The sequence below is a fragment of the Larkinella arboricola genome, assembly GCF_003259745.1.
Classification (GTDB): Bacteria; Bacteroidota; Bacteroidia; order Cytophagales; family Spirosomataceae; genus Larkinella; species Larkinella arboricola.
The window spans coordinates 290,465-316,002 of record NZ_QLMC01000001.1 but is presented as its reverse complement, the minus strand read 5'-3'; the positions used below and the strand labels follow the sequence as shown (position 1 = coordinate 316,002).

The window sequence follows — 25,538 nt, the reverse complement described above, 5'->3', positions numbered from 1 at the left end:
AGCCGTTAAGAATGAAGAGTTGCGCTGCCTCAATTAATGCGTCAGCCAACTCTTCACTCTTAATTCATCACTCCTACTTCTTCCGCGCTTTCCGGCGCTCTTCACGCCGTAATTTTTTCAGGTTGTCCAGCCCTTCTTTGGCTTCCTTGTGCTGGCTGGATTTGCGGTCGGCTTTGTCGATTACTTCCTTATAATAGGTCTGCGCCTGATCGTAGTTCTTCTCGGCCGCAGCAATTTTTCCCAGATTTAGTACCGACGCCCAATAATAAGCCGCATCGAACGAATTGGTTTGTTTGGCAAAGTCGATGGTTTTCTGATAATACTGCTTGGCTTTCGCCATATCGCGGGTATAATGGTGGTTGGCATAAGCCAGTATATAAGCCGCTGTTCGCCCACCAACGCCTTCGTAACCGTCCATTCCCCGTTCAATTTTACCTAAAATGCTGTTGGAAGCCGCGATTGCTTCGTTGTTGTACCCACGCACAAAAGCCGTTCGGGCGTAATACCGTTCGAAGTACGGGTTATCCGGATATTGCTGCCACATATACTTGGCCAGATCGTACGCTTTGTCGTACTGATTTTCCATGCTGTAAATCTGGAGCAGAAAATACCGGGCTTCCGTACGGGTGTAAAAGGCATTGTTGGCGGTTAGCTCCAACTGCCGGATTCCTTCCGCTTTATTACCCTTGGGGAAGAACATCAGAATGGGTTTCAGGGCCGGATAATTCTTGGGAATCCACTGCGCGTAGTAATTATACAACCCATCACCAAACAGCAATTCGGGTGTCAGATCGCCGTTGCCTTTGCACTTCTCGAAGTATTTCAGTGCATTCTTGCCAGCCCAGGTCGCTTTGGCCCATTTTTTTCGCTCCGAAAACAGTCTCCCTTTAAAACCGTAACCAGCCGCCAGAAAAAATGACGGTTCTACTTTATTGTCTTTGCTGTCGTAGAGCTTTTCGGCCTTGGTGATTGTCGTGTCCAGGTACGCGTGGCACTTATCGTCGAAATCGGTATTTTCGGTATTCGGCACGATTTTCCACCACTCGGCCAGTGCCATCAGAAAGTACGGCATCGGATGCTCCGGATAACGCATCCGCAGCCACCGGAACTCTTTGTCCGCTTCGTAAAATTTGTAATTATACAAGTTGTTGATAGCCTCCGCCGACTCAATCTGTACGCCGGGATGCTTCAGCAACATATCGTATTTCTTGTCAAATTCCGCCAGTGAATAGACCTGAGCCCGCACCGTAAAGGTCACCAACAAGCCTATTACAACAAGAATATTTTTTTTCATTTTTACAGGACACTAGTATCGTCTCCTATCAACGAAGTTTTTCAAATTCCAGTTTACGCAACGAAAAGTTTTTAGAACCCGCCGGATGCCGTACCTTTGGGTTTTGCGTCAACTAGCCCCATATGCTGACCATCAAAGACAAGAACTTTGTCCCCTTCATCGATCAAAACAAGCTGAAAAACCGCATTGTTCAGCTCGCCGACCAAATCAACCACGACTATCGGGATAAAGAACCCCTGCTTGTTGTGGTGTTGAATGGCGCCTTTATCTTTGCCGCCGAGCTGATGACCCACCTGACCATTCCGTGCCGGGTTACGTTTATTCGGGTAAGCTCGTACCAGCAAACGGCTTCAACGGGCGTTGTCCGCGAGTTGCTTGGGTTAAGTGAGTCCATCGCCGGTCAGGATGTCATTCTGATCGAGGATATTATTGATACGGGTTTGACCATTCAGGAAGTTTCGCGGCAACTGATGCAGCAACAACCGACTTCGCTCGAAATTGCCACGATGCTGTTCAAGCCGGAAGCCCTGAAAGTTGAGGTGGATATTAAGTACATCGGTTTTGAAATCGAAAATCAGTTTGTCGTCGGCTACGGGCTGGATTACGACGGTTTTGGCCGAAACGCGAAGGAAATATTCGTGCTGGCCTAACGGTCCACTTCGCCCATTACCACATCGATTGAGCCGATAATGGCCACCAAATCCGCAATCATGGCGCCTTTGGATATCTCGCTGATGACGGACAGGTTGTGATACGAACACGAACGCGCCCGGCAGCGGAATGGTACATCCGACCGGCCATCGGCCCGGAAAAAGAAGCCCAGTTCACCCTTCGAAATTTCGCCCCGAATGTAAAACTCCTGCGCTTTTGGCCGGATTTTCTTCGGCACCATCGCCTGCGGATCAAAATCGCGGGTACGCTTCAGATCGCCCGTTAGTTGCACCAGACACTGCTCGGCAATCTTGACCGATTCCCAGCATTCCAGCACCCGCACGTAGTTCCGGTCCCAGCAATCACCCAATTTGCCGACCGATCCTTCGCCAATCGGAATAGTAAAGTCCAGTTCGGGATAAACGGAATAGCCATCGACCCGGCGCAGGTCATACCGCAGACCCGACGCCCGTAAAATGGGCCCTGAGCAGCCATAATTAATAGCAACCGACAGCGGCAATACGCCGACGCCCGCCGTGCGTTTGACAAAAATCTTGTTTTCGGCTACCAACTGCTGCATTTCCAGCAGCTTCGGTTTCAGGTATTTCAGAAACTCCTGACACCGTTCTTCAAAACCAACCGGCAGATCGTAATAAAGGCCGCCAATCCAGATGTAATTATACAGCATCCGCGCTCCGCTAACCCATTCCAGCAGCCGTTGCAGGTGTTCGCGGTCGCGCATCATCCACAGGAAGGGCGTGTAGGCCCCAATATCCAGCGCATAAGTCCCGATTGCTACAAAGTGGGACGCCAGCCGGTTCAGTTCGGACACCAGAACCCGGATGTATTCAATCCGTCGCCCGTCGGGGCGGTTCAGCAGTTCCTGGTCAATGCCCAGCATCCGTTCAACGCCCATGCAGAAAACGTGTTCGCTGTTCATGGCAGCCAGGTAGTCCAGCCGATCCACAAACGGCAACGTCTGGTTATAGGGCAGCGATTCGGCGTGTTTTTCAAAGCAGCGGTGCAGATAGCCCAGGTGCGGCACAACATCCACAATGATTTCACCATCAGTGACGATTTCCATCCGCAGAACGCCGTGCGTCGAGGGGTGCTGCGGTCCCATGTTCAGAATCATCTGACCGGCCTCCAGGTCGTCGGTTTTATATTTATTTGGCTCGGATGCCTGAAACAGCCCGGGCTGGTATTCGTATTGTATGGTTTGCGTGGTCATTGCTATCAAAGGTCGGCAGCGGATACCCAAAAATCAAAAATTGGTTTAAACCGCTAGGAATTAAGCAGTTTTTCGAAATTATTCATAAGCAACCGTTTTTCTTATTACGAGTTTTTCTTACCTTTGCGTTCCTGTTTGAGAAAATATTTACAGCAATGGCTAAGAAAGGCAATAGAATTCAGGTGATTTTGGAGTGTACGGAGCAGAAGGATACCAACATTCCAGGTACTTCGCGTTACATCACCACCAAAAACCGCAAGAATACGCCCAGCCGGATCGAACTGAAAAAGTACAATCCGAACTTGAAACGCGTAACGGTACACAAAGAAATTAAATAATTGTAACCGCGGGACTATTCCCGCCTATCGAAAATGGCAAAGAAAGTTGTTGCAACCCTGAAGAAGGAAGGTGGCGGTAAGAACTTCGCAAAGATTATCAAAGCCGTAAAATCACCGAAAACCGGTGCTTACACCTTTAGAGAAGAAATGGTCCCGCTGGAAGAAGTACAGGCCGCTCTGAAAGGCTAGTCTTCTGGTTTTATGACACATTCTAAGTCCCCTCGGTAATCGGTGGGACTTTTTTGTTTTTATTTTTGTTGCTAAAGACACCAAATGAGCCAATCCACACCAAGGTATTGGTTTTCATATACGACCATCAAAGTTAGAACGTCTACCAATGGGCCTGTTTGATTTCTTCTCGAAGGAAAAAAAAGAATCACTCGATAAAGGGCTGGAAAAGTCCAAAGAAAATTTTTTCTCGAAACTTAACCGCGCCGTTGTCGGTAAATCAACCGTCGACGATCAGGTACTGGACGAACTGGAGGAAGTTCTGGTCACATCCGATGTAGGCGTTGATACCACCGTTAAAATCATTCGGCGCATTGAAGCGCGCGTTGCCAAGGACAAATACGTTAATACCAGCGAACTCGACCGGATTCTGCGGGAAGAAATTGCCGCCCTTCTGGCCGAAAACAAATCCGTGGATATTGACGATAATTTTTCACTTCCCGCTGACAAAAAACCGTACGTTATTATGGTTGTGGGCGTCAACGGCGTGGGCAAAACCACTACCATCGGTAAGCTGGCAGCTCAATACCACAAACGTGGGTATAAAGTGGTTCTGGGGGCGGGCGATACTTTTCGGGCCGCTGCGGTTTCCCAACTGAAACTCTGGGGAGAACGGGTCGGTGTGCCGGTTATCGACCATGGCATGAATACCGATCCTTCAGCGGTGGCTTTCGACGCCGTTAAAAAAGCCGTGGATATGAACGCCGATGTGGTGATTATCGACACGGCAGGCCGTCTGCACACGAAAGTAAACCTGATGAACGAGTTGTCGAAAATCAAACGGGTGGTGCAGAAATTCCTGCCGGAAGCACCGCACGAAGTCCTGCTGGTGCTCGACGGTTCGACGGGTCAGAACGCGTTTATTCAGGCGACGGAATTTACCAAAGCCACGGATGTAACGGCTCTGGCGATTACAAAGCTGGACGGCACGGCCAAAGGCGGGGTAGTCATCGGTATTTCCGATCAGTTCAGAATTCCGGTGAAATACATTGGCGTTGGCGAAAAAATCGACGATTTGCAGACCTTCAGCAAGATGGAGTTTGTGGATTCGTTTTTTAAGAAAGCCTGATTATGGCCGTCGTAACCGATTTGGAAGCTGTCAACCGTAAAGTGACCGATATAATGAAACGGCACTATGGAGATCGGCTTGCTCGAATTCTACTATTTGGATCGTATGCCCGGGGAGATTTTCATGAAGACTCGGATGTCGATTACCTGGTGTTATTGGATGAAGAGAATGTCTCACCCTTCAAAGAGGTTGCTACCACCGCTTTAGATCGTAACGCTTACTACCTTGAAACGTTTATTACCATATCTGCCGTTGTGGTTTCGATGAATGAATTCCTCAAGTCGAATCGCATTTTTTTTAGAGAAGTCGGGAAAGACGGTATATGTATTTATGAGCGAGGATTTGAAGCAATACTTGCGTAAAGCGCAGGATTATCTGACTATTGCGAAGAACGCACTTCATTCTGAGCTTCCGATCGGTGCAATCACACCTTCTTACTATTGTTTTTTCTGGCTCGTACGCGGTCTTCTATATGAGAAAGGCATAGTAACCAAACGTCATTCTGGTGCCCGTGAGATGTTTTCCCTCCACTACATAAAAACCGGCGAAATTCCTCAGTCATTTAGTAATGACTTTGGTCTTCTATTCGATCGGCGCCAAATTGCCGACTACGATTTAGAGGGTGATTTTCCGAAAGATGAGATTGAGCGTCTGGTTGATATAGCCGAAAACTTTCTGATCTATGTCAAAGAGAAATACCCATAACGCTCTCGCTTTTTTGCTTTCCTTTGTATTAGGGACTTTTATTGCCTGCAAGCCTAGCCAGGGCCAGAAGCAGCCGCAGGGCATCTGCGGGACGGTGATCTTTAAATCCGGCAACCATATGCCCGGCCCCGGACGACCGCAGCCCAAAGGCCAGCCGGTGGCGCGTGAGGTGCTTATTTATGAACTGACCCAAATCGGTCAGACGCAAACGACAGACGACGGTTTTTACTCCAAAGTCAATACACGGCTCATCAAAAAAGTCCAGTCCGATCAAGACGGCCAGTTCTGCGTTGATCTGGCTCCGGGCACCTACTCGGTATTTGTGCAGGAGGAAAAAGGGCTGTATGCCAACCTGTTTGACAGCCAAAACCATATTTTTCCGGTAACGGTCGAGAAAAACCGTCAGTCAACCATCACGTTTGAAATCACGTATCAGGCGGTATATTAACCGTTATGAACGTATTGAACGCACTTCTGATCACCACGGCAGTTCTGTTTCCCTTCGGATGGGTTATCTACCGATTGATCCGGTACCCGGCGAAAGCATGGGGAGCCGAATCCCCGCTATCGATCAAGATTGAATACGAAGTCACGAAACAGGAATACTTCACTCGTTTCGATTTTCTGTTTTTGATCTTTTTCGTACCGATGAATGTACTCGGTCTGTATGCCTGCCTATTCGTACTGTTACCGGCGGTCCAGATCTACTGGCAGGGAATTATTGCAGCCGGCGGCCTGGCTGTTTTTATCTACACCTTATGGTGGTGCGTCCGCCTTTTCGAACTGGAATCACAATACTGGCTGATTACCAAAGGAAAGACAATAACGCTGGACCCAACCGACAAAAGTGTAGAAATTAAGACAGAAGACGGAAGCATGCGAATTACAGCGGATCATCTCGAGAGAATTGAAGAACATACGTCCGGTCTATCGTCGGGAAAAATGGTTGCTGGTTATGCGTATTTCATCTTCCGATTAAAAAACGGACAGACCGTTTACCTCAATAACAACAAAAGTTATCTTCCGTATGCGCTTCAGGAGTATTTCAAATCCGTTCCGACCCGCAATGTTCCGCATAAAATTCCGTGGATAATTGCGCCATAACTTTCTCCTGAATTGTACTTTTCCGAACTTTGTAAAAAGTAGCGGTGTTCTGCTAAGACGGTTACCGCCTGCGCTATATTATTTAATCCTGTCGGGCATACCGTCCGTTCTCCGACATAAGGGCAATCCTGTCAATCAGGGCAATCCGTTTAATCTTAGTCTGTTTTGAAAACAAAAGGCTTACGTTCGAATAAAATTAATATTGTCACGCTGGGTTGCTCCAAAAACCTGGTAGATTCTGAAGTGCTTTATACCCAACTGAAAGGCAACGGTTACAACGTTTCGCACGAATCGAAGAAAGACGATGCCAACATTGTGGTCATTAACACCTGCGGTTTTATTGATAATGCGAAAGAAGAATCGATCAACACCATTCTGCGGTATGTCGATGCCAAAGACGCGGGCGTGGTCGATAAAGTATATGTAACCGGCTGCCTGTCGCACCGCTACAAGGACGAACTGGAAGTTGAAATTCCGACCGTTGACGCTTGGTTTGGCACCAACGAACTACCTCGGCTGCTCAAAACGCTGAAAGCCGATTACAAACACGAACTGGTGGGCGAACGGCTTTTGACCACACCGGCCCATTTTGCGTACCTCAAAATTGCCGAGGGTTGCGACCGCCCCTGCTCCTTCTGCGCCATTCCGCTCATGCGCGGCCACCACGTCTCGCGTCCGGCGGAGGAACTGGTGAAAGAGGCCCAGTCGCTGGCCCGGCGCGGCACCAAAGAACTGATTCTGATTGCCCAAGATCTGACCTATTACGGGCTGGACCTCGAAAGAAAACGTACCCTGTCGGAGCTGATCAACCGCCTGGCCGACGTAGAAGGCATTGACTGGATTCGTTTGCAGTATGCCTATCCGTCTGGCTTCCCGATGGATGTGCTGGACGTGATGCGTGAACGGTCGAACGTCTGCAAATACCTGGATATGCCGCTGCAAACCGGCTCCACCGAACTGCTTAAAATCATGCGCCGGGGTATCACGCGCGAAAAAACCGAAGCCCTGATTTACAGCATTCGCGAGAAAGTCCCCGACATTGCCCTTCGGACTACCCTGATCGTCGGCCATCCCGGTGAAACGGAAGCCATGTTTGAGGAGACCTACGACTTTGTTGAACGGATGCGCTTCGACCGGCTGGGTGCCTTTACGTATTCCCACGAAGACAATACGCATTCCTACACCATGCCCGACGAGATTCCGGCCGACATCAAGCAGGAACGCGCCGATGCCATCATGGAATTACAGCAAGGTATTTCTTCGGAACTGAATCAGAAAAAACTCGGTAAGACCTATAAAGTCTTGTTCGATCGGAAAGAAGGCGGCTTTTTCATCGGTCGTACGGAGTTCGACTCGCCCGAAGTGGATAACGAAGTGCTGGTTCCGGCGGGTCAGTATGTACGGCTGGGCGACTTTGCCAATGTACGGATTACGGAAGCCCACGAATTCGACCTGTATGGCGAGGTGGTTTTGTAATTAAAAACGGCTAACTCCCTCGCAGCCAAGCTCGTTTTTTTCGTTATCTTTGAAGCCCAACCTTTCAACGGTATGGCTTCTTTTTGCCGGTTTATCGTTTTCCTGTGGCTGCTGTCTCCGGTGTTTGCCGGGGCAGCTCAACCGGTTATACCTATTCCGCCCGATGCTCAAGCCGTTGCTGTCGATCATGACATCTGGTTTATTCAGGATTCGAGTCACCGGCTGACGATCCATGAAGTGTTGCGGGCGGAAGGGGCCTTCCGCCCAAATCCATCGCCCGTTCCGAACTTTGGTTATACCAGCGGCAATCAGCACACCAACCCCGTATGGCTGCGATTTCGGCTGAAAAACACGTCCGGACAACCCCAAGCCCTCTTCTGCGAGGTTGACTTCCTTGCTTTTGACGAGTTACAACTATTTATTGCCGACGGCCAAAACCTGCTCTACACCTCGCCTGTGTACGGCTGGCAAAGCCCCGTTACCCAAAAACCGGTTTACCACCGAAATTACTGGTTTCCGTTTACGCTGCCGGCCAGCAAGGAAGTAACCTGCTACGTCCGGGTGTTCAAAAGCCGGGGGGTTCAGGTGGTGCCGATCACAATTCGTCCGCAAAACATCCTCAACACCTATATTCTGAAAGATTACGGTTTTTGGGGCGGTATTTTTGCGGTATTCATTTTCGTCATCGTCATTAGTTTCTTCTTTTACTTAACCACATTCGACTGGATTTACGGAAAATATATTCTGTGTATTCTGGGACTGGGCGGTTACTTTTTCATCAACGACGGTTTTCTGTATCAGTTCTTTTTTGACAGCCAGTTCTGGATGCCCAACCGAAACGTTTATTTCGTGTTTCCGCTCCTGCTTTTTTTCTTTCAACTGCTGTTTGTCCGATCCTTTCTGTCGCTCGAAAACACGCCCAGTCGTCTATGGCATCGGGTGGCAACGGTGGCCTTACTCGGCGGTATTTTCTGCCTGATTTCCCTGCTGGCCGAATGGGTACTGTATGTTCCGCCAGCCGTTGAGTTGATTCTGATGCGGCTGTTTATTCTTTTTTACTGGTTACCAATGCCCCTGATCTGGGCCTTTATTGTTATCAACCTGATTCAACGGTATCGCGTTCAGGAAGCCTGGTTGTATCTGGTAGCGGTTAGTCCGTTTTATGTACTCAACTTCATGGTTATTCTTTGTAACCTTCAGATCTTACCTACCTATACCTTTCTAGAAAGTTACGAGAATTTCGCGCTGGCGGCTTTGTTTGAAGTAATGATCCTGACGTTTGGATTAGCCTACCGCTATAAACTCATCCGCGATTACAACGAACAACTCAACGATGAACGCACCCAACAGCAGCGGCTGACGTATGAAGCCCACGTCGAGAGCTTACAGCTTAAAAACGAATCGTTGCAGGAAAAAGAACGTATTGCCCGCGACCTCCACGACAACGTGGGCGCTCAACTGTCGTTCATTGTCAACAGTTTGCAGCAGATTGGCCGACAAGCCGACAAACAGAATGGAGCCAACGCCCTTCAATTGTCGTCGCAACTCCGCTCCATCGTTGATTACACGCGGGAAGCTATTCAGATGCTCCGCGATACCATCTGGGCTATTCATCAGGAAAGCTTCACCCTGGAGGAATTTGAAGAGCGAATTTCCCACTACGTCAGCCGGTATTTCCAGCAGATGGAAGCCCTTCAGATTACCATCCAGACCGAAGGACGGCTCAATCAGCCGCTTACCTCGGTTCAGGCCCTGAATATGTTCCGGATTATGCAGGAAGCCTTACACAACGTGGTCAAACACGCCCAGGCCACCGAAGTAACGGTATTGCTCAGCGCCCGGGAAGACGGCACCTTCCAGCTTAGTGTTAGTGACAACGGCAACGGTTTGTCCTGGGTGCAGGGCGATTCGCTCGATCATCACTACGGTTTGCAGAACATGAAGAAGCGGGCCGAAGAACTGGGCGGCCAGTTCCGGATTTATTCCAACCACGGCACGGTCGTGGAAGTTGCCGTCTAACGCACCCACGGACCGCGCCGGGCTGGTCGGTTATTCCACCCAGACGGTTTTGATGTTTAAAAACTCTTTCATGCCCACTTCCGACAGTTCCCGGCCAAAACCCGATAGTTTAACACCCCCAAACGGTACGCGCGGATCGGAGCGCATCAGGGAATTGACAAATACCGACCCGGCCTGAATCTGGCGCGCCAGCCGGTCGGCCCGCTCCAGATCCTGCGTCCAGAGCGCCGAACCCAGGCCGTAGTTTGACTGGTTAGCGAGCTTTATGGCATCGCGCTCGTCTTTGGCTTCCACGATAACGGCCAGCGGACCAAACGTTTCTTCATCAAAAGCCGTCATACCGGGTTTGACGTTATCGAGCAGAATCGGCTGAACATTGCAGCCATCGCGCTGCCCGCCATGTAGGATACGGGCGCCCTGCTGAACGGTATCGGCGCACTGTTTATCAATGGCTTCGGCCAGATCAAGCCGGGCCACTGGCCCCATCGTGGTGGATTCGCTCATCGGATCGCCCTGCTGAATAAGCCCGATGTGGTGCAGAACCCGGTCGGTAAACTCTTTTTTAACGGCTTTTTCGACGATAAACCGTTTGGCCGCAATGCAGCTTTGCCCCGCGTTCTGCATCCGCGAATGAGCCGCTACCTCGGCGGCTTTTTCCAGATCGGCATCGGCCAGCACAATCAGGGCGTCGCTCCCGCCCAATTCGAGCACGGATTTTTTGATCTGGCTTCCGGCAATCGACGCTACCGAAGCCCCGGCTTTTTCGCTGCCAGTCAGCGTTACGGCTTTCACGCGCGAATCTTTCAGCACGGTTTCAACGGTTTTCGACTCAATAAGCAACGACTGAAACACGCCCGCCGGAAAATCACAGGCCCGAAAAATCTCCTCAATCGCCAGCGAACAGCCACTGACATTGGCGGCATGTTTCAGCAAACCGACGTTACCTGCCAGCAGGGACGGTATGGCAAACCGGAATACCTGCCAGAACGGAAAATTCCAGGGCATTACCGCCAGCACAATCCCAAGCGGCTGGTAGGCAACAAAACTCTTTTTAGCCTCCGTCTCAATTGTCAGATCCGCCAGAAACCTGGGCGCGTTGGCCAGGTAATAATCGCAGCCAACGGCGCACTTCTCGATTTCCGCCATTGCTTCCTTCAGCGTTTTGCCCATCTCGGCGGTCATCAGTTCGGCGTAACGCTGTTTTTCACTGCGCAGGTGGGCGGCTATTTTCTGAAAATAAGCCATTCGGTCCTCCAGCGACAGTTCAGACCAACCGTTAAAAGCCTGATCGGCCTGTTTGATTTTCTGGTCAAGGGCCTGAGAACTCAAAGCCGGGTACGACTTGAGTTTTTTCTGAGTATAGGGGTTAACGGACGTAAAATTCATAGGTAGTATTTTTACCAGTAACCAAAAAATCACCCCAACCGATTCGATTGGGGTGAAAATTCAATGGGAAAAGTTAGACCCGCACGGAAACCCCGGCAACGGTATCACTCCGGTATCCTTCTCAATTTCACGGACCAGCAAGACCATCGTATCGAGCATCTGCTCCACCCGGTCCCGGCCAGCTATGGTGGAAAATTTATCCTTCAGTTCCTCCATGCAGTTGAAAACAGCCGCCAGTAACAGCTTGCCGCGTTCGTTGATAAAAATCTGACTGGAACGGGAATCACGCTCACACTTAACGATATAGATGTAACCGTCATCCTCCAGCAGCTTCACGATTTTGCTCATGGCCTGTTTCGTAACGCCTGCCCGTCGGGCCAGTTCATTATTGGTAATACCGTCTTGCTCCAGGTTAGACAGAAAGCCAATATAGCTTGCTTTGAAGTTTAGAAACCCCAGTTCCGCAAGCCGTTGCTCCACATATCGCCCCATGAATCGCTTCATTTTGGCCATCACTCCGCCCAGCGCTCGCTCCCGCTCCTGGTAAAAGACCTGAAAATCAAAAGGTTTTTCGACTGATACAGACTCAGTATTCATAGATAAACACACGTATTTACGGGACAACTAAGTTACAATTTTTTCACAAACCAGTGATATTGTAGTGTTTGAACCGACAATTCTTTCCTTTACGCCCCTCTATTAAAATTCTATTAAAGCTGCTCAAAGGTTAGTAAACCAAGTTGACTATTCGATTTTGAACATTTACTTTTGCCCAAAATTAGTCAACTAAGTTTACCAAAAAAAGATTCATCTGCACTAAAATGGCAACAGAACAAACCACACCCGTAAAAAAATACCTTCCGCGTCTGATTGTGCTGGTCATCGTCGTAGCGGCTGCATTTTACGGGTTTCAGTCCTATCGATATAATCAGCAGTATGAAACGACGGACAACGCCCAGATTGAAGGCAACACCGCACCGGTTCTCGCCCGGGTAGCCGGTTATGTTCAGCAGGTTTCTATCGAAGATTATACGACCGTAAAACGCGGAGAGCCCCTGATTACCATCGATCCGCAGGAATACGAACTCGCTCTGCAACAGGCCGAGGCTGATTACCAGCAGACGCTAGCCGATATTCAGACCGCCAAAGCCGATCTGCAAAATGCCCAGGCCAGTTTGCGCAATGTCCAGCAGAATTTAAAGGTTACGCAGTCGAACGCTAATGTGCAGGCGGTTCGGGTTTCAAAGGCCAACAGCGACCTCAAGCGTGACGAAAACCTCTACAAAGGCCAGTCGTTGACGCAGAAGCAACTGGAAGACTCGCGTAATAACGCCGAAGTGCAAAGCCGCCAGTACGAAGCCAGCGTGCAACAGGTTGGCCTGGCAAAAACCTCGGAAAATGTAGCCCGGGCCGCTATTACCCGCGCGCAGGCTACTATTCTGAAAGCGCAGGCCCTGCTGAAAGTAAAACAGGCCGCCATCGACAATGCCAAACTGCGGCTGGGGTATGCCAAAATTACCGCACCGATCTCCGGCAAAATCGGGAAGAAAAATGTGGTTGTCGGCCAGTACGTCCAGCCCGGCCAGAATCTGTTCACGATTGTGAACGACTCGACATTCTGGGTCGTCGCCAACTTCAAGGAAACGCAACTGGAACATATGCGCGTCGGGCAGCCGGTAGACGTAAAAATTGATGCGTATCCCGATCTGGACGTGAAAGGCAAAGTGGTTTCGCTCTCGGAAGCAACGGGTGCCAAATTCGCACTGCTGCCCGCCGATAATGCTTCGGGCAACTTCGTTAAGGTTACGCAGCGCGTACCGGTAAAAATTGAAATTGAAAATCCAGCAAAATACAAAGGACTGCTTCGCGCGGGTTTGAGCACAGACATCGCCGTGAAAGTTCAGTAACGTATGGCAACCACAGGCTTTAGACGATGGATTGTCGTGATCACAACGGTTTCGGCAGCCATCCTGGAATTGATTGACACCTCGATTGTAAACGTCGGTTTGACCCAGATGGCGGGCAACCTGGGCGTTACCATTGAAGACATTTCGTGGGTGGTTACGGCTTATGCCATTGCCAACGTCATCATCATTCCGATGACCGGCTTTTTACAGCAGTATTTCGGTCGGAAAACGTATTACATCGGCTCCATCATCCTCTTTACCATCGCTTCGTATTTCTGCGGGATTGCCGACGATCTGTGGACCCTGGTGGCATTCCGGTTTTTGCAGGGCATTGGCGGGGGTGCGTTGTTATCGACCTCGCAGGGCATCATGTACGATTCGTTTCCGCCCAACCAGCGGGCCATTGCTTCGGCGGTTTTCGGGATGGGAATTGTGCTCGGGCCAACAATCGGCCCCACGCTGGGGGGTTATATCATCGACAACTACCACTGGAGCTGGATGTTTTTCATCAACGTTCCCATCGGTATTCTGGCCATGTTCCTGTGTATGACGTTTGTTGAAAAACAGCCCAATGAGTTTAACATCGACCGTAGCCGGATTAAAATCGACCAGATCGGTATTCTGTTGCTGGCGGTGGGCATCGGGAGTTTGCAGTACGTGCTGGAACGGGGCGAAGCCGACGACTGGTTCGACGACCGCGCGATTCTCTATTTAACGGTTGTAGCCGTTATCAGCATCCCGCTGTTTCTGTGGTGGGAACTGAAAACCGACAGCCCGGTGATGGATCTGCGGGTGGTAAAAAACCAGAATCTGGCAGTGGGTTCCATTCTGGTGTTCATCATCGGTTACGGTTTGTTCACGTCCATTCTGCTGTTTCCGCTGTTTGCCCAACGGATTGTCGGCTATACGGCCACCAAAACCGGCAATATCCTGATTCCGGGCGGAGCCATCTCGCTATTGATGTTTCCGCTTGTCGGGCGGTCGCTGGCAAATGGGGTTTCCCCACGCCTTTTCGGTGTGCTTGGGTACCTGTCGTTTATTCTGTTCTGCTATATGATGTCGAACCTGAATGCCGATGCGGGCGAGAGCGATTTTACGTGGGCCCTGCTGGTGCGCGGGGCCGGTATGGCCATGATTAACGCCCCCCTGATCAATCAGTCGATTTCGACGCTCAAACCGCAGGAACTGCCAACCGGCATTGCGTTTACGAACATGGTGCGGCAACTGGGGGGCGCTTTCGGCGTGGCCATTACAAACACCTACATTGCCCAGCGCACCGCCGTTCACCGCAACGATCTGGTTTCGAATCTGCAAGCCGGTGATCCCCTGACTACGGACCGGCTGAACGCCCTGGCACAGGGACTGGCCGCCCGCGGCATGAATGCGATGGATGCGGTGACGGGAGCTTACAAGAGCCTGGACGGCATCATTAGCAAACAGGCGCTGATGATTTCTTACCTGGATACATTCCGGCTGGCGGGACTCTTTTTCGTGGTGACGCTGCCGCTGCTGTTTTTCATGAAAAATAAGAAAATGGATCCGGCAGCCGCCAAAGCCGCAGCGGATGCGGCCCACTAATCTGCAAATCCATCAGAAGCCGGATAGTCCTTATCCACAATATTTCTAGAAAATGAAACATCTAAGCTTATCAATACTTATTGCTTTGGCGACGACCGTGGCCCGGGCTCAGTCCGTCCCGGAAGACTTACGAAGTTTGATTAACGAAGCCAATACGAATTTTCCCCGCCTGAAAGAACAGGAACAACAACTCCGGGCGGGTGAAGTGCGGATTGATATTGCCCGGTCGGCCTACCAGCCCAACATTGCCGGCAACGGAAGTTACCAATACCTTACGCCCGTTGCGAAAGCGACGTTGCCCGTCAACGGGAATGAGACGACGATTCAGTTTCAGCCCAACCATAATTTCAATGCAAACATTGGTATTGGGCAGACGCTGTATGATTTCGGGCGTACCGATGCCAGCATTCGGCAGGCCGTTGACCATGTTCAGATTCTGAAACGAAATCTGGAACTGACCCAGCAGAACCTCGCCTATCAGGTGGCGGCTGCCTATTACGGCGTCGGGTTCCTGCAAAAAAGCATTATCGTGCAGGACTCGGTTATTCAGGTGGCTCAACGAAATATACAGATTTTCGCCAACCGGTTACAGAATGGTGAAGCATTGCAGTTCGATCTGCTGACGCAGCAAGTGCGCCTGAAAGCCGCACAGAATCGAAAAATCGACCTGCAAAACAATCTGGAGCGCCAGCGGGCGTTATTGACGTACCTGACCGGAAATCTAAATCCGGCCATCAGTCCCGCTGCCGCTCAGTTTGATGTACCCGTGCAGCCATTCACAACCGAAGGGAGCCTGCAAACGGCTCAGTCCAGTAACAAAGACATACAATTAGCGCAGGACCGGGTCCGGGCGGCCCAAACCGATGTACTGGCGTATAGCCGCAGCGGTCGCCCCAACCTGAGTTTTAGTGGTGCCGCGGGTTATCGTAACGGTTATCTGCCGGACATCGCTTCGATGAAGTTCAACATTGCCGCCGGAGTTAATCTTACCGTACCCATTTATTCCGGCAAACGGTATGCCCTGCAAAACCAGGAGGCCCGGCTTACTCTGGATGCCAGCCGGTATGCCGTCGAAAATGCTAATGCGCAGCTACGACAAAGCCTGTCGCAGTTGAATACCGATATCCAGAGTAATCGGCAGCGCCTGCAAAATCTGGAAACGCAGGTTCTGCAAGCCCGGAAGGCGCTGGAAATTGCCCAGGTTCGATTGCAATCCGGGGTCATTACCCCCGTTGAATTGCAAAGTGCCGAGACGGGCGTTGAAGAAGCGGAACTGGCTCGTTTGAACTACCAATACCAACTAGTACTCAATCAATTAGAATACAAAAGACTGATGGGCGAAAATTTGTTGTAACCACTAACGAAAAGTTTACAGTCTGGAAAACTAAAAAAGTGAGCAGACGGTTCTCTAATCGTGGTCTGTTAGGACAAACAGCCGCTCTCACACACCAGCAGATGCTCGTCTGCGTTATTTCGACAACCTGCAAACAGCTACGACTATGAAAGATCGCGTAACCAACATTCTCAAAAACTTTGGCATTAAAGAATCGGCCATTCATCCTTCCGTTCACTTTACGCGCGACCTGGGTCTGGACAGTCTGGACACGGTTGATCTGATTATGCAACTGGAGCAGGAATTCGGTATCCGGATCCCCGACGAAGATTACTCAAAACTGACGACTTTTGAGGAAGTCGTTAATTATCTGCAAACGGAACAGCACGTTGCCATGCAGGCGTAGGCCGTTACCATACATACCGTTATAAAGCCGGAATGGACCCTAAAGGAGCCTTCCGGCTTTATTATTTTTTAACGCTATCTCTACTTATTTCACAAACAATTACAAAGAAATTTAATTTGTATTAAAAAAGGTTACATTCGTCATGCCCCTAACCGTTGTTCGCTAACTGTCCGACAAGTTTTACCGCACTACTCATAAAATGGCAGGTTTAAAGGCTGTAAGGTACTTTATCTCTTCTCTCATCGGCATAATGTGTCTTGGTGTCAGCCCGGCAAAGGGACAGGTTTCCGAAATCAGAACGTTACAGAGGGAGCTTGCCACCACCACGGATAGTACTTCCTATCTCGATAAATATAATCTCATCGGCTTCATGATGCACATGAAGAGCGCCGATAGTTGTTTGTTATACGGTATACGGGCTAAAGCCATCGCCGACCGGCAACAGTATGCAAAAGGCAAAGCCGATGCCCTGTGCAATATTGCAACCGCACTTTTTTTGAAAGGCGTATACAGTCAGGCGCTGGAATCCTACACGGAGGCCATGCTCGAATATAAAAGCATCCCTGACACCATCGGAACGACTCAAATGCTGATGAATTCGGCTATTGTTTATGAAGTACTAGGCGACACCCTAAACGCGGTGAAATTTTCGAGGAGGGCTTTAAACCGGGCCTCAGCACTCCGTTCGGATTCCATCAAGTGCATGTTATACGCAAACTATAATTTCCTCCGGCCCAAATCCGAGCCCGATTCATCAGACTATTATCTGAATAAAGCGGAGGAAATTGCCATCCGGTTTAAAGACCAGCGCGCCCAGCTTTTTATCCAGCAGCTAAAAAGCGACAAACTGATAAGAAACGGACACCTCACCAAAGCACGGGAACTGATTTTGCAATCCCTGCAAATTGCCCGGACTCATCAGTGGGAATACCATGAAATCGCGGGTCTGGATTATTATGCAAAGTATTTTCTTAAACGAAATCAGATTGATAGCGCCATAATCTGCTACAACAGAAGTTACGAGTTAGCCAGCCGAAGTGGTTTTATTACGTTTAAAACGGAGATTTTAAAATCATTACGAAACTGTTATCAATTAAAAGGAGACGAAAAAAACCGGGCGATAACAAACGAGCGTCTGGTGCAGGCGCTGGAAGAAGAAAAGAACAGCAATAACGGTTTTATTGGTGACTATATCGCTTATCATAACACACAGCAAAAAGTAGAACGGCTGGAGCTTCAAGCAAAAAATAACCGACAAACGATTGGGCTGCTACTGGGTTTATCCTTACTGGCAATCGGCGGCATTATTTTTATTTCTGTCCTCTATAAAAAGCTGCGGGAACAGGCTCGTTTACAAAACCAGCTTAATGAGAAAATAACGGAACAAAACCACTTACTGAAGCATTCGGATGAATTTAAGGCCAAACTGGTTTCCATGCTGGCCCATGACTTCAGATCCCCGCTTAATTCTACATTAAGTATGGTAAGCCTGCTTAAAGACGAATATGTTTTTTCGAAAGAAGAACTGGAACGGTTTTATACCGCCCTGCAATCGGAAATAGATACGGTTTTAAAAACGTTTGACAACATTCTGCAATGGGTAAAAAAACAATATTCCGGATTTGTGGCGACGCCAGATACCATACTCGTCTACACGGCTATCGAAGAAGCCGCTTCGCTTCATCATACGCTTATGCAGGATAAAAACCTATCGCTCGTAAACTGCGTTAGCAAGAATTTATCAATCACGACCGACCGGGAAATTATTCAGTTTATCAACAGAAACCTAATTCATAACGCCATCAAGTTTTCGCCGACAGGCAGTTCAATAATCGTTGATGCCAGCTATACGCATCAGGAAGTTATTGTTTCGGTAAAAGACAAAGGGGCCGGCATGACTCAGGAGCAACTGGATAAGCTATTTGCCTTTACGGCTTCCAGTCACAGCGCCATTGATCGCAGCGCTGGCGTGGCCTTAACCATCTGCAAAGATTTCATCACCAAACTAAACGGTCGGATTTGGGCAGAAAGCGAGCCGGGCCGGGGCACCACGTTTTTTTACGCGTTACCGCAGCCCGTGTTCCCCGCCGTTCAGATTCAATAACCAAACCGGGCTTTACACTTCCATACTGACCAGCGTGCTACCCCGCAGCACCGGAATAACATCGTACAGATCGTGCTGCAAACAGTAAATAATATCCTTGTGAATGCTCAACCGGTGGAGACGCCGAACGTGGGAAGAAGTAGCCAGAAAACCCGGTAGGTCGTTTTTTCCCTGCGTGTAAAGCCGCCAGGCCATCAAGCCGCTATCTTCCGGAACCATGTATTCATCCTTGAGCCGCTCGATCAGGGCGCCCGCAAAGAGCGTATCTTCCAGGTTAACCCGTCCTTTCCAGCCCGCGCACAGAATCATGACATCATACCGTTCGCCCTGCAAAAACCGCACAATTGCTTCCAGATTCAGAAAAGAGCCCACCAGCACTTTTACGGCATTCCGTGAACGCGTGATGGCGTATGTTCCGTTGGTGGTCGTCATGGCGATGTTGGCGCCAATCAGCCGCTCGTCCATGTAGCTAAACGGCGAATTGTCCAGGTCAAAGCCTTCAATCATTTTGGCGTTTCGTTCGGCCGCGGCCAGATACCCCCGGCTTTGCAACTGGCTGCATTCCTCAACGGTAGCCACCGGAATAATGCTGTTGACACCGTGGGCAAAAGCCGTTACCATGCACGACGTAGCCCGAAATACGTCGGCTACAATGACAATGGAATTTTCGAGAGAATCGGAATGAAGGTGAAGTAAATCAGGTGTCAGACAGACGTCTATGGTTTTCATGCTATGGAGTAATGACAGGAACGCGGCTGGAACAACGCGGTTGATTCACCAAAAATCAGCGCGAATCTGCTCCAGCCGTATTACCCTCGAATTTATTTTTTCACAAACGGTAATTTCACGACTTCCGCCTTCAGAAGCCGATCGCGGACTTTCACAAAAAGGGTTGAACCGGGTTTGCTGTATTCGGTCGGTACATACCCCATACCGATTCCTTTGCCCAACGTGGGCGACTGCGTACCTGACGTTACCTCACCAATGCGGTTTCCGTCGGCGTCGCAGAGTTCATAATGGCTGCGCGGAATGCCCCGGTCGATGAGTTCAAAACCGACCAGCTTCCGTGTAAGACCTTGATTTTTCTGCTGTTGCAGATTTTCGGAATTGATAAACGGTTTGGTAAACTTGGTCACCCAGCCCAGACCGGCCTCCAGCGGAGAAACCGTTTCGTCCATATCGTTGCCGTAGAGACAATAGCCCATTTCCAGCCGCAGCGTATCCCGCGCCCCCAAACCGATGGGCTTAATACCGTACGGTTCCCCGGCTTTCATAATGGCGTTCCACACGGCTTCGGCCTGCTCGTTGGCAACGTAAATTTCAAAACCGCCCGCGCCGGTGTAGCCCGTTGCCGAAACAATGACATTCGGGAACCCCGCAAAATCCGTTTTTTCGAATGTATAATACGACATCGAATCCAGCTTGGCGTTGGTCAGCGGCTGCAGCGCCTGAGCAGCCAGCGGCCCCTGCACGGCAAACAGACAGGTTCCGTCGGAAATATTGACCATTTCAACGCCATCGTCGAACTCGTTCTGGCTTTGAATCCAGTTCCAGTCTTTTTCGATGTTCGATGCGTTGACCACCAGCATAAATTCAATGGGGCTGATCTGGTAAATCAGCAGATCATCCACCACCCCACCCTGGTCGTTGGGTAAATAACTGTATTGCACTTTGCCGTCGTGAAGCACGGAGGCATCGTTGGCCGATACTTTTTGAATTAAATCAATGGCTTTTTCGCCTTTTAGAATAAATTCGCCCATGTGTGACACATCAAAAATACCGACGCCCTTGCGAACGGTCTGATGTTCTTCCATATCGGACGAATACCGCACCGGCATCAGGAATCCGGCAAAAGGCACCATCTTTGCCCCAAGTTGTTCGTGAATTTTTTCGAGCGGTATGTGCTTTACATCCATAGTAGGGAACAATTGAAATGCGTTCGGATTCCGGCTTGACGCACCGATGGTACATCGTATCATTAACCCGACTTACAAAACTACCTAATTGTTGACGGTTTTCCATGTATTATACTATCACCCGCAGTCGGTTTCTCCTCCTCTTTGTCAGTTTATTTGGCAGCCCATACGTGCTTGCTCAAACGACTATCAATGGACGTGTACTGATTCAGACCACTGAACAACCGGTTTCCTACGCGCTCATCAGTGAACCCCAACACCGTTTCGGTACGTATGCCGATGCGCAGGGACGGTTTACGGCCCGGATTCCGCAGCAGGTGGACACGCTGCTCATTAGCTGCGTCGGTTTTGAAAGTTTGCTCATACCGCTGACCAGCTTGACCGACTCGACGGTTTTCCGGCTACAACCGAAATCCAACGTCCTGACCGAAGTGGTCGTTCGGGGCCGAAAACCGCGTCTGACGACGGTTGGAGCCACCCGAAAGCGGGCGCCGATTGTCTGGGGCAACTGCTCCGGCCGGAACATCGAATTTGCCCTTTACGTACGGAATGCTAACGGAATCCGGGGTTATCTGCACCGCGTTTCGTACCTGATTGCGCGTGGGGGCATACCAACCGCGCCGTTTCGTGTGCGGGTTTACGCCAATACCGAGGGCGAACCCGGCGAAGATCTGTTGCCCCAGAGCCTAGTCATAGCGGCCCGGCGGGGTAATACCTGGTGTGAGGTCGATCTGTCGCGGTTCCAGATCCGGTTTCCGAAAGAGGGTCTGTTCATTGCGATGGAATGGCTGCCGACCGACGAAGCACGCTATCGGTTTTCGACCTCGTTTAAAATGCCGGATGGACAGAAAAATGAACGGGAGTGTTTCGGGCAGTATCTGGCGTTCAATCGGGAACTGCGGCCCGTTACCTACTGGGAACGCATCAACGGCGGCACCTGGCGACGCAACGCCCCGCTGTCACGCGTCGGTCTGACCGAACACCCGGTTATTCAGGCCAAAATTGCACTGGAATAAAGGCGTCGATTGATAACTTAACCCGGTTTTCTGAAAATAAATACCCTACATCTCAGCTATACACGGTTAAATCCGGTTGTATGAATAAGAACGAAAATATGCTTTAAATCAGTACGTATTAATTTTTCATCCGGATGCGCCTGACCGTCACGCCAGAAAACCTCCTCGAATGGATTGCTCTCAGAATCAATCTGGTTCCCCTTCCCCTCCTGCATGCCCAGCTCTTTCCCATTATCGGAAAAGCCGTACTCGAAGCCGCTGACAAAGGCGTTTTTGAAGCCGTTCATCGGGGTCGGCAAACCGTTGATGCTATTGCTTCCGAATGCCGGTTACACCCCAAAGCCTTGCAGGAACTGTTGAGCCTCTTGGTGGTTCTGGGATACTTACGGTATCAGGAAAATGCGTACACGTTGACGCGCATCAGTCGGCGGTGGGTGCTCCAGGACAATCAGGAGTCGGTATTTGGCATGATGCGGTTTAACAACCGGGTGGTCTGGCCGTGGCTGGAGCAATTGGGGAATTATCTGCAAACCGGCGAAGGGATTCAGTACCACGATCACCTGACCACGGAACAATGGCTGCATTACCAGCACGCGATGCTGGCAGCAACTGGTACGGAAGCTAAAGAGTTTGGCCGTAAAGCGCGGGTGCCCAAACACGCAACCCTCATGCTTGACATTGGCGGAGCACACGGGCAGCATTCGGTGGCGTTGTGTCGAAAGTTACCGAATCTGCGGGCGGTTATTCTGGACCTGCCGCCCGCTATCGAACAGGCGGCTCCCCTATTGGCCCAGGCCGGTATGGGCGACCGGGTATACCACCAGCCGGGCAACGCCCTGACGGATGATTTCGGTGAGTCGCAGTACGATATTGTGTTGATGTCGAGTCTGGCGCACCATTTTTCGGACGAGCAAAACCGTGCCGTCGCTCAGAAAGTGGCCAAAGCCCTGAAACCCGAGGGCGTGTACATCATCAATGAATTTATCCGGCCCGAGATGGGCGGAAAATCCGATGGCGTCGGCACCAACCTGGTCGGCAGCAGCATGGATTTGTTCTACGGATTGACCAGCACGGCGGGAAACTATACCGTTCGTGAAATCCAGCAGTGGCAGCGCGATGCCGGTCTGAAACCCCAGAAAGTAACCACCTACCTGTCCATTCCGGGCCGGGCAATGGTTGCGGCCCAAAAATAAGCTGGCCTTCAACTCCGCCTTTACGGAGAACGTTTTGCCCGTCTTTTACCGGGCTGTGTTCCGCTGCCGGTCTAACCGATGACCAGTTTTTCGATGAGCAGAATAAACAGGTGAATGACCTTGATATGCACTTCCTGAATACGGTCGGCGTACCCAAAGTGAGGTACCCGAATTTCTACGTCGGCGGTTCCGGCGAGTCGGCCACCGTCTTTACCCGTCAGCAAGACCACCTTCATGCCGCGTTGCCGGGCGGTTTCAACGGCCCTGATGATATTGCCCGAATTACCACTGGTGCTGATGCCAAGCAGTACGTCGCCGTCATTGCCCAGCCCTTCGAGAAACCGCGAAAAGACAAATTCGTAACCGTAGTCATTGCCGACGCAGGAAAGATGGCTGGGGTCCGAAATGGCAATGGCGGCCATGGCCCGCCGGTCGTTGCGGTAACGGCCTGACAGCTCTTCGGCAAAGTGCATGGCGTCACAGTGCGAACCGCCGTTACCACAGGAGATGATTTTACGGCCACTCTGCAACGCTTCGGCCATTAAGCGGGCCGCCTGTTCAATGGCAGCAAGCTGATTGGAATCGCTTAAAAAGGTATCGAGAACTGAGCGGGCCTCGGTCAATTCCTGATGGATAAGTTGGTCAAGCATCATATGGGTTATGAATTCTCGGCAGAGAATCAGAGAACCAAGGTACGGTATGGCAGATTCCAGCGCAAGGCGAAAGAAGTGGATGAGGTATTGTATTTCAGCCGCTCGGTCTGGCTATCGCTCTTACGCATCATTTGTTGCAGGTCGATAAACAGGTTATGTTTTAGCATAAACGATAACCGGATATCGCCGTAAGAAACCAGCGTTTTACGGCCCTGTCCGATGTAGTGGCCGGTATCGGGCGCCTTCCCGGGCCAGTTGTAACGGCTTTCGTAGCTTTTCAGCAGGTCTCCGCCAAAATTATAGTTTTCACCCAGCGGGTCCGCTCCATACATCATCAGCCCGAATGTTCCGGTCAGATTCCAGCGGTTGAGGGGTTGATACCGTATGATGGCCAGTCCTTCTCTAAAGTTGGCGCCGAGTGGGTGAGCCAGCGGCTGGTTGTAATTCACATAATTGGTTTGGCCCGTACGGTGGGAGTACGTATAGGGCCGGGCCAGATTCATTTCGGCCTGTAAGTCCAGATTAGGAATACCAAAAGCGTCGATATATTTCATACCGACCTGAACGGCGAACTTATTTACCCAGGAGCCCTTTCCGGCCCGCAATTCACTGATTTTAAATTCATCCAGCATCAATTGACTATACGCCATAAAATGACCGGCAAAATTGGCCTTAAAATCAAGCCCAATCAGGGCATTATCCACACTACCCCGGTAGGACTCAACAAACCGGTAGAAAATAATGGGGTTGAAATAATTTAGCTCCAGCTGGCTGCGGCTAAAAACCTCCGCTTCAAATAAGCCTATATTGATGTGTTTGCCAATGTTGACACTCAGGTGGTGAATAGCGGTATATTTCTGAGCGATGGGTACTGTTGTGCTGAACGCCCGCTGATTGTTTTGAAGCTCCGTCAGCAAATTGGTGTATAGAAAACGACCCAGCCGGGTGCTGATTTTCAGGAACAGGTACGGAGAGCTATTATCTGAAAACAGCAGGGATCGGTAGCCGTTGCCAAAGAAATTACGGTCGTGCCCAAACTGAATGTTGATAATTTTCAGCGCATTGAAAGAAATATAACCTCGTGCGGAGAGAAAATCAGCCCCACCCAATGGCGCATCGCCGGTCGGAATTCGCTTGACAAACCCTTCAGACGGTGCAAACCCCATATTGGACGCACCGGAATACTGACTACCGTACTCCCAGATGTAGCGGGGATACAAAATCTGGTTATCCGTCAAAAACGTGTAAAAACTCAGCCGTTTGCGAATGCTCCCCCGGATTTCGAGGCCCCGCGAGTTGATATAAGGATTGAAAGATTTACCCAGATCGCCCGAATTAAACTCAGCGCCGTAGCTGAAATTGGCTACCGGATTGACGTGAATGTCAAAATCGGGGTTTTCGTAACTATACAGGTCGCTTTTTTTGTTGTAGAATGGCCCCCAGGAACGCTGGCTATCGCCCGGATGTTTCTGCCCCGCGTGCAGTTCCGAGGTGCGTAATTGCAGCAACGGTACGGTATCTGCGTACACTTTAGGAACCCATTCCCAGCTATCGTCGCGCAGGTAACGAACCGTAAAGCGGTCAACGGGTGATAAGCGTACAAAAGGATCGCTCAGAATGCTGTCGGTTAATTGAACGACTCCCTGGCGGCTATAAGGTTTTACTGAACTATGGAAACCGCTTGCCCATTGACCCTGCTTAATTTCCAGCCGGTCAATCAGATGATAGTAATCGCTGTTTAGAGGTATCTTCTGACTTTGAGCCCACGTCAATCCGGACGTCAGCAAAACCAAAGCTAAAGCGACCCTACTCGTAAACATATTCCCCATAGGAATCTTCACTTTGACCACCGCCGGAACGGCGCTTCTGCTTAACGTTGTTGTGTATTCATGCACAAATTAGGGAAAGCGTTTGGATTATCCGACACATTC

General features: G+C 50.3%; 25 protein-coding genes. 17 read left to right on the top strand and 8 right to left on the bottom strand.

Features of this window, described 5'->3' with window-relative positions; translation table 11 throughout:
• Nucleotides 1–73 precede the first annotated feature (73 nt).
• Nucleotides 74–1,294 (bottom strand): tetratricopeptide repeat protein, encoded by a 1,221-nt coding sequence (locus LX87_RS01340; RefSeq protein WP_111626374.1) that lies wholly within the window; start codon nucleotides 1,292–1,294, stop codon nucleotides 74–76.
• A 122-nt stretch (nucleotides 1,295–1,416) separates the two neighbouring features.
• On the opposite strand from LX87_RS01340, the gene hpt reads away from it, so the two are divergent.
• Nucleotides 1,417–1,944 (top strand): hypoxanthine phosphoribosyltransferase, encoded by a 528-nt coding sequence (gene hpt, locus LX87_RS01335; RefSeq protein ID WP_111626373.1) that lies wholly within the window; start codon nucleotides 1,417–1,419, stop codon nucleotides 1,942–1,944.
• Here hpt and LX87_RS01330 read toward each other — a convergent pair.
• A complete protein-coding gene (locus LX87_RS01330; protein WP_111626372.1) occupies nucleotides 1,941–3,176 on the bottom strand; it encodes an NADH-quinone oxidoreductase subunit D in 1,236 nt (411 codons plus the stop codon). The two genes, hpt and LX87_RS01330, sit on opposite strands and share 4 nt — an antisense overlap.
• A 155-nt stretch (nucleotides 3,177–3,331) precedes the next feature.
• On the opposite strand from LX87_RS01330, the gene rpmG reads away from it, so the two are divergent.
• The 9 genes from rpmG (at nucleotide 3,332) to LX87_RS01285 (ending at nucleotide 10,115) form a co-directional block, all read left to right on the top strand.
• A complete protein-coding gene (gene rpmG / locus LX87_RS01325) occupies nucleotides 3,332–3,514 on the top strand; it encodes a 50S ribosomal protein L33 (protein ID WP_111627437.1) in 183 nt (60 codons plus the stop codon).
• Nucleotides 3,515–3,547: 33 nt separating this feature from the next.
• Entirely contained in the window at nucleotides 3,548–3,703 is a 156-nt protein-coding gene (locus tag LX87_RS01320; RefSeq protein WP_111626371.1) for a DUF4295 domain-containing protein, read from the top strand.
• A 148-nt stretch (nucleotides 3,704–3,851) separates the two neighbouring features.
• Nucleotides 3,852–4,811, top strand: coding sequence for a signal recognition particle-docking protein FtsY (gene ftsY, locus LX87_RS01315; RefSeq protein WP_111626370.1), 960 nt, complete (start codon nucleotides 3,852–3,854; stop codon nucleotides 4,809–4,811).
• Between the two features lie 2 nt (nucleotides 4,812–4,813).
• A complete protein-coding gene (locus tag LX87_RS01310; RefSeq protein ID WP_111626369.1) occupies nucleotides 4,814–5,173 on the top strand; it encodes a nucleotidyltransferase domain-containing protein in 360 nt (119 codons plus the stop codon).
• Nucleotides 5,142–5,516 carry a HEPN domain-containing protein gene (locus LX87_RS01305; protein WP_170139288.1) on the top strand — a complete coding sequence of 125 codons (375 nt, stop codon included), beginning with the start codon at nucleotides 5,142–5,144 and terminating at the stop codon, nucleotides 5,514–5,516. The genes LX87_RS01310 and LX87_RS01305 overlap by 32 nt, the downstream gene beginning before the upstream one ends.
• Nucleotides 5,494–5,964: a hypothetical protein gene (locus LX87_RS01300; protein WP_146624410.1), complete on the top strand. Its 471-nt coding sequence runs from the start codon at nucleotides 5,494–5,496 to the stop codon at nucleotides 5,962–5,964. Before LX87_RS01305 ends, LX87_RS01300 begins: the two co-directional genes overlap by 23 nt.
• A gap of 5 nt (nucleotides 5,965–5,969) precedes the next feature.
• Complete coding sequence (locus LX87_RS01295) at nucleotides 5,970–6,620, top strand: PH domain-containing protein (protein ID WP_111626366.1); 651 nt, start codon at nucleotides 5,970–5,972, stop codon at nucleotides 6,618–6,620.
• 165 nt (nucleotides 6,621–6,785) lie between these two features.
• Nucleotides 6,786–8,096, top strand: a complete 1,311-nt coding sequence (gene rimO, locus LX87_RS01290; protein ID WP_111626365.1) for a 30S ribosomal protein S12 methylthiotransferase RimO — start codon at nucleotides 6,786–6,788, stop codon at nucleotides 8,094–8,096.
• Nucleotides 8,097–8,168: 72 nt separating this feature from the next.
• Nucleotides 8,169–10,115, top strand: coding sequence for a sensor histidine kinase (locus tag LX87_RS01285; protein WP_111626364.1), 1,947 nt, complete (start codon nucleotides 8,169–8,171; stop codon nucleotides 10,113–10,115).
• Nucleotides 10,116–10,145: 30 nt separating this feature from the next.
• Here LX87_RS01285 and LX87_RS01280 read toward each other — a convergent pair whose 3' ends face one another.
• Entirely contained in the window at nucleotides 10,146–11,501 is a 1,356-nt protein-coding gene (locus LX87_RS01280; protein ID WP_111626363.1) for an NAD-dependent succinate-semialdehyde dehydrogenase, read from the bottom strand.
• A 60-nt stretch (nucleotides 11,502–11,561) separates the two neighbouring features.
• Nucleotides 11,562–12,098, bottom strand: coding sequence for a MarR family winged helix-turn-helix transcriptional regulator (locus LX87_RS01275; protein WP_111626362.1), 537 nt, complete (start codon nucleotides 12,096–12,098; stop codon nucleotides 11,562–11,564).
• A gap of 224 nt (nucleotides 12,099–12,322) precedes the next feature.
• Between LX87_RS01275 and LX87_RS01270 the strand changes: the two genes are divergently transcribed.
• From LX87_RS01270 to LX87_RS01250, 5 genes are all read left to right on the top strand, one after another.
• On the top strand, nucleotides 12,323–13,408 hold the full coding sequence (locus LX87_RS01270) for an HlyD family secretion protein (RefSeq protein ID WP_111626361.1): 1,086 nt from the start codon (nucleotides 12,323–12,325) through the stop codon (nucleotides 13,406–13,408).
• Between the two features lie 3 nt (nucleotides 13,409–13,411).
• Entirely contained in the window at nucleotides 13,412–14,986 is a 1,575-nt protein-coding gene (locus tag LX87_RS01265; RefSeq protein ID WP_111626360.1) for a DHA2 family efflux MFS transporter permease subunit, read from the top strand.
• Between the two features lie 85 nt (nucleotides 14,987–15,071).
• On the top strand, nucleotides 15,072–16,340 hold the full coding sequence (locus LX87_RS01260; RefSeq protein WP_310587872.1) for a TolC family protein: 1,269 nt from the start codon (nucleotides 15,072–15,074) through the stop codon (nucleotides 16,338–16,340).
• A gap of 145 nt (nucleotides 16,341–16,485) precedes the next feature.
• Complete coding sequence (acpP, locus tag LX87_RS01255; protein ID WP_111626358.1) at nucleotides 16,486–16,725, top strand: acyl carrier protein; 240 nt, start codon at nucleotides 16,486–16,488, stop codon at nucleotides 16,723–16,725.
• Between the two features lie 370 nt (nucleotides 16,726–17,095).
• The gene (locus LX87_RS01250; protein ID WP_170139287.1) at nucleotides 17,096–18,829 is read left to right on the top strand and encodes a sensor histidine kinase; all 1,734 of its coding nucleotides are present in this window, start codon (nucleotides 17,096–17,098) and stop codon (nucleotides 18,827–18,829) included.
• A 12-nt stretch (nucleotides 18,830–18,841) separates the two neighbouring features.
• Here LX87_RS01250 and LX87_RS01245 read toward each other — a convergent pair whose 3' ends face one another.
• Together LX87_RS01245 and gcvT are read right to left on the bottom strand one after the other, a co-directional pair.
• Nucleotides 18,842–19,558 (bottom strand): 2-phosphosulfolactate phosphatase, encoded by a 717-nt coding sequence (locus LX87_RS01245; RefSeq protein WP_111626356.1) that lies wholly within the window; start codon nucleotides 19,556–19,558, stop codon nucleotides 18,842–18,844.
• Nucleotides 19,559–19,650: 92 nt separating this feature from the next.
• A complete protein-coding gene (gene gcvT, locus LX87_RS01240; protein ID WP_111626355.1) occupies nucleotides 19,651–20,745 on the bottom strand; it encodes a glycine cleavage system aminomethyltransferase GcvT in 1,095 nt (364 codons plus the stop codon).
• A 104-nt stretch (nucleotides 20,746–20,849) separates the two neighbouring features.
• On the opposite strand from gcvT, the gene LX87_RS01235 reads away from it, so the two are divergent.
• The gene (locus tag LX87_RS01235) at nucleotides 20,850–21,761 is read left to right on the top strand and encodes a carboxypeptidase-like regulatory domain-containing protein (RefSeq protein ID WP_111626354.1); all 912 of its coding nucleotides are present in this window, start codon (nucleotides 20,850–20,852) and stop codon (nucleotides 21,759–21,761) included.
• Between the two features lie 134 nt (nucleotides 21,762–21,895).
• Nucleotides 21,896–22,954, top strand: a complete 1,059-nt coding sequence (locus tag LX87_RS01230; protein ID WP_111626353.1) for a class I SAM-dependent methyltransferase — start codon at nucleotides 21,896–21,898, stop codon at nucleotides 22,952–22,954.
• Between the two features lie 71 nt (nucleotides 22,955–23,025).
• On the opposite strand, the gene lpcA is transcribed toward LX87_RS01230, so the two are convergent.
• Nucleotides 23,026–23,604, bottom strand: a complete 579-nt coding sequence (gene lpcA, locus LX87_RS01225) for a D-sedoheptulose 7-phosphate isomerase (protein ID WP_111627436.1) — start codon at nucleotides 23,602–23,604, stop codon at nucleotides 23,026–23,028.
• Nucleotides 23,605–23,633: 29 nt separating this feature from the next.
• Nucleotides 23,634–25,379 carry a hypothetical protein gene (locus LX87_RS01220; RefSeq protein ID WP_310587871.1) on the bottom strand — a complete coding sequence of 582 codons (1,746 nt, stop codon included), beginning with the start codon at nucleotides 25,377–25,379 and terminating at the stop codon, nucleotides 23,634–23,636.
• Nucleotides 25,380–25,538 lie beyond the last annotated feature (159 nt).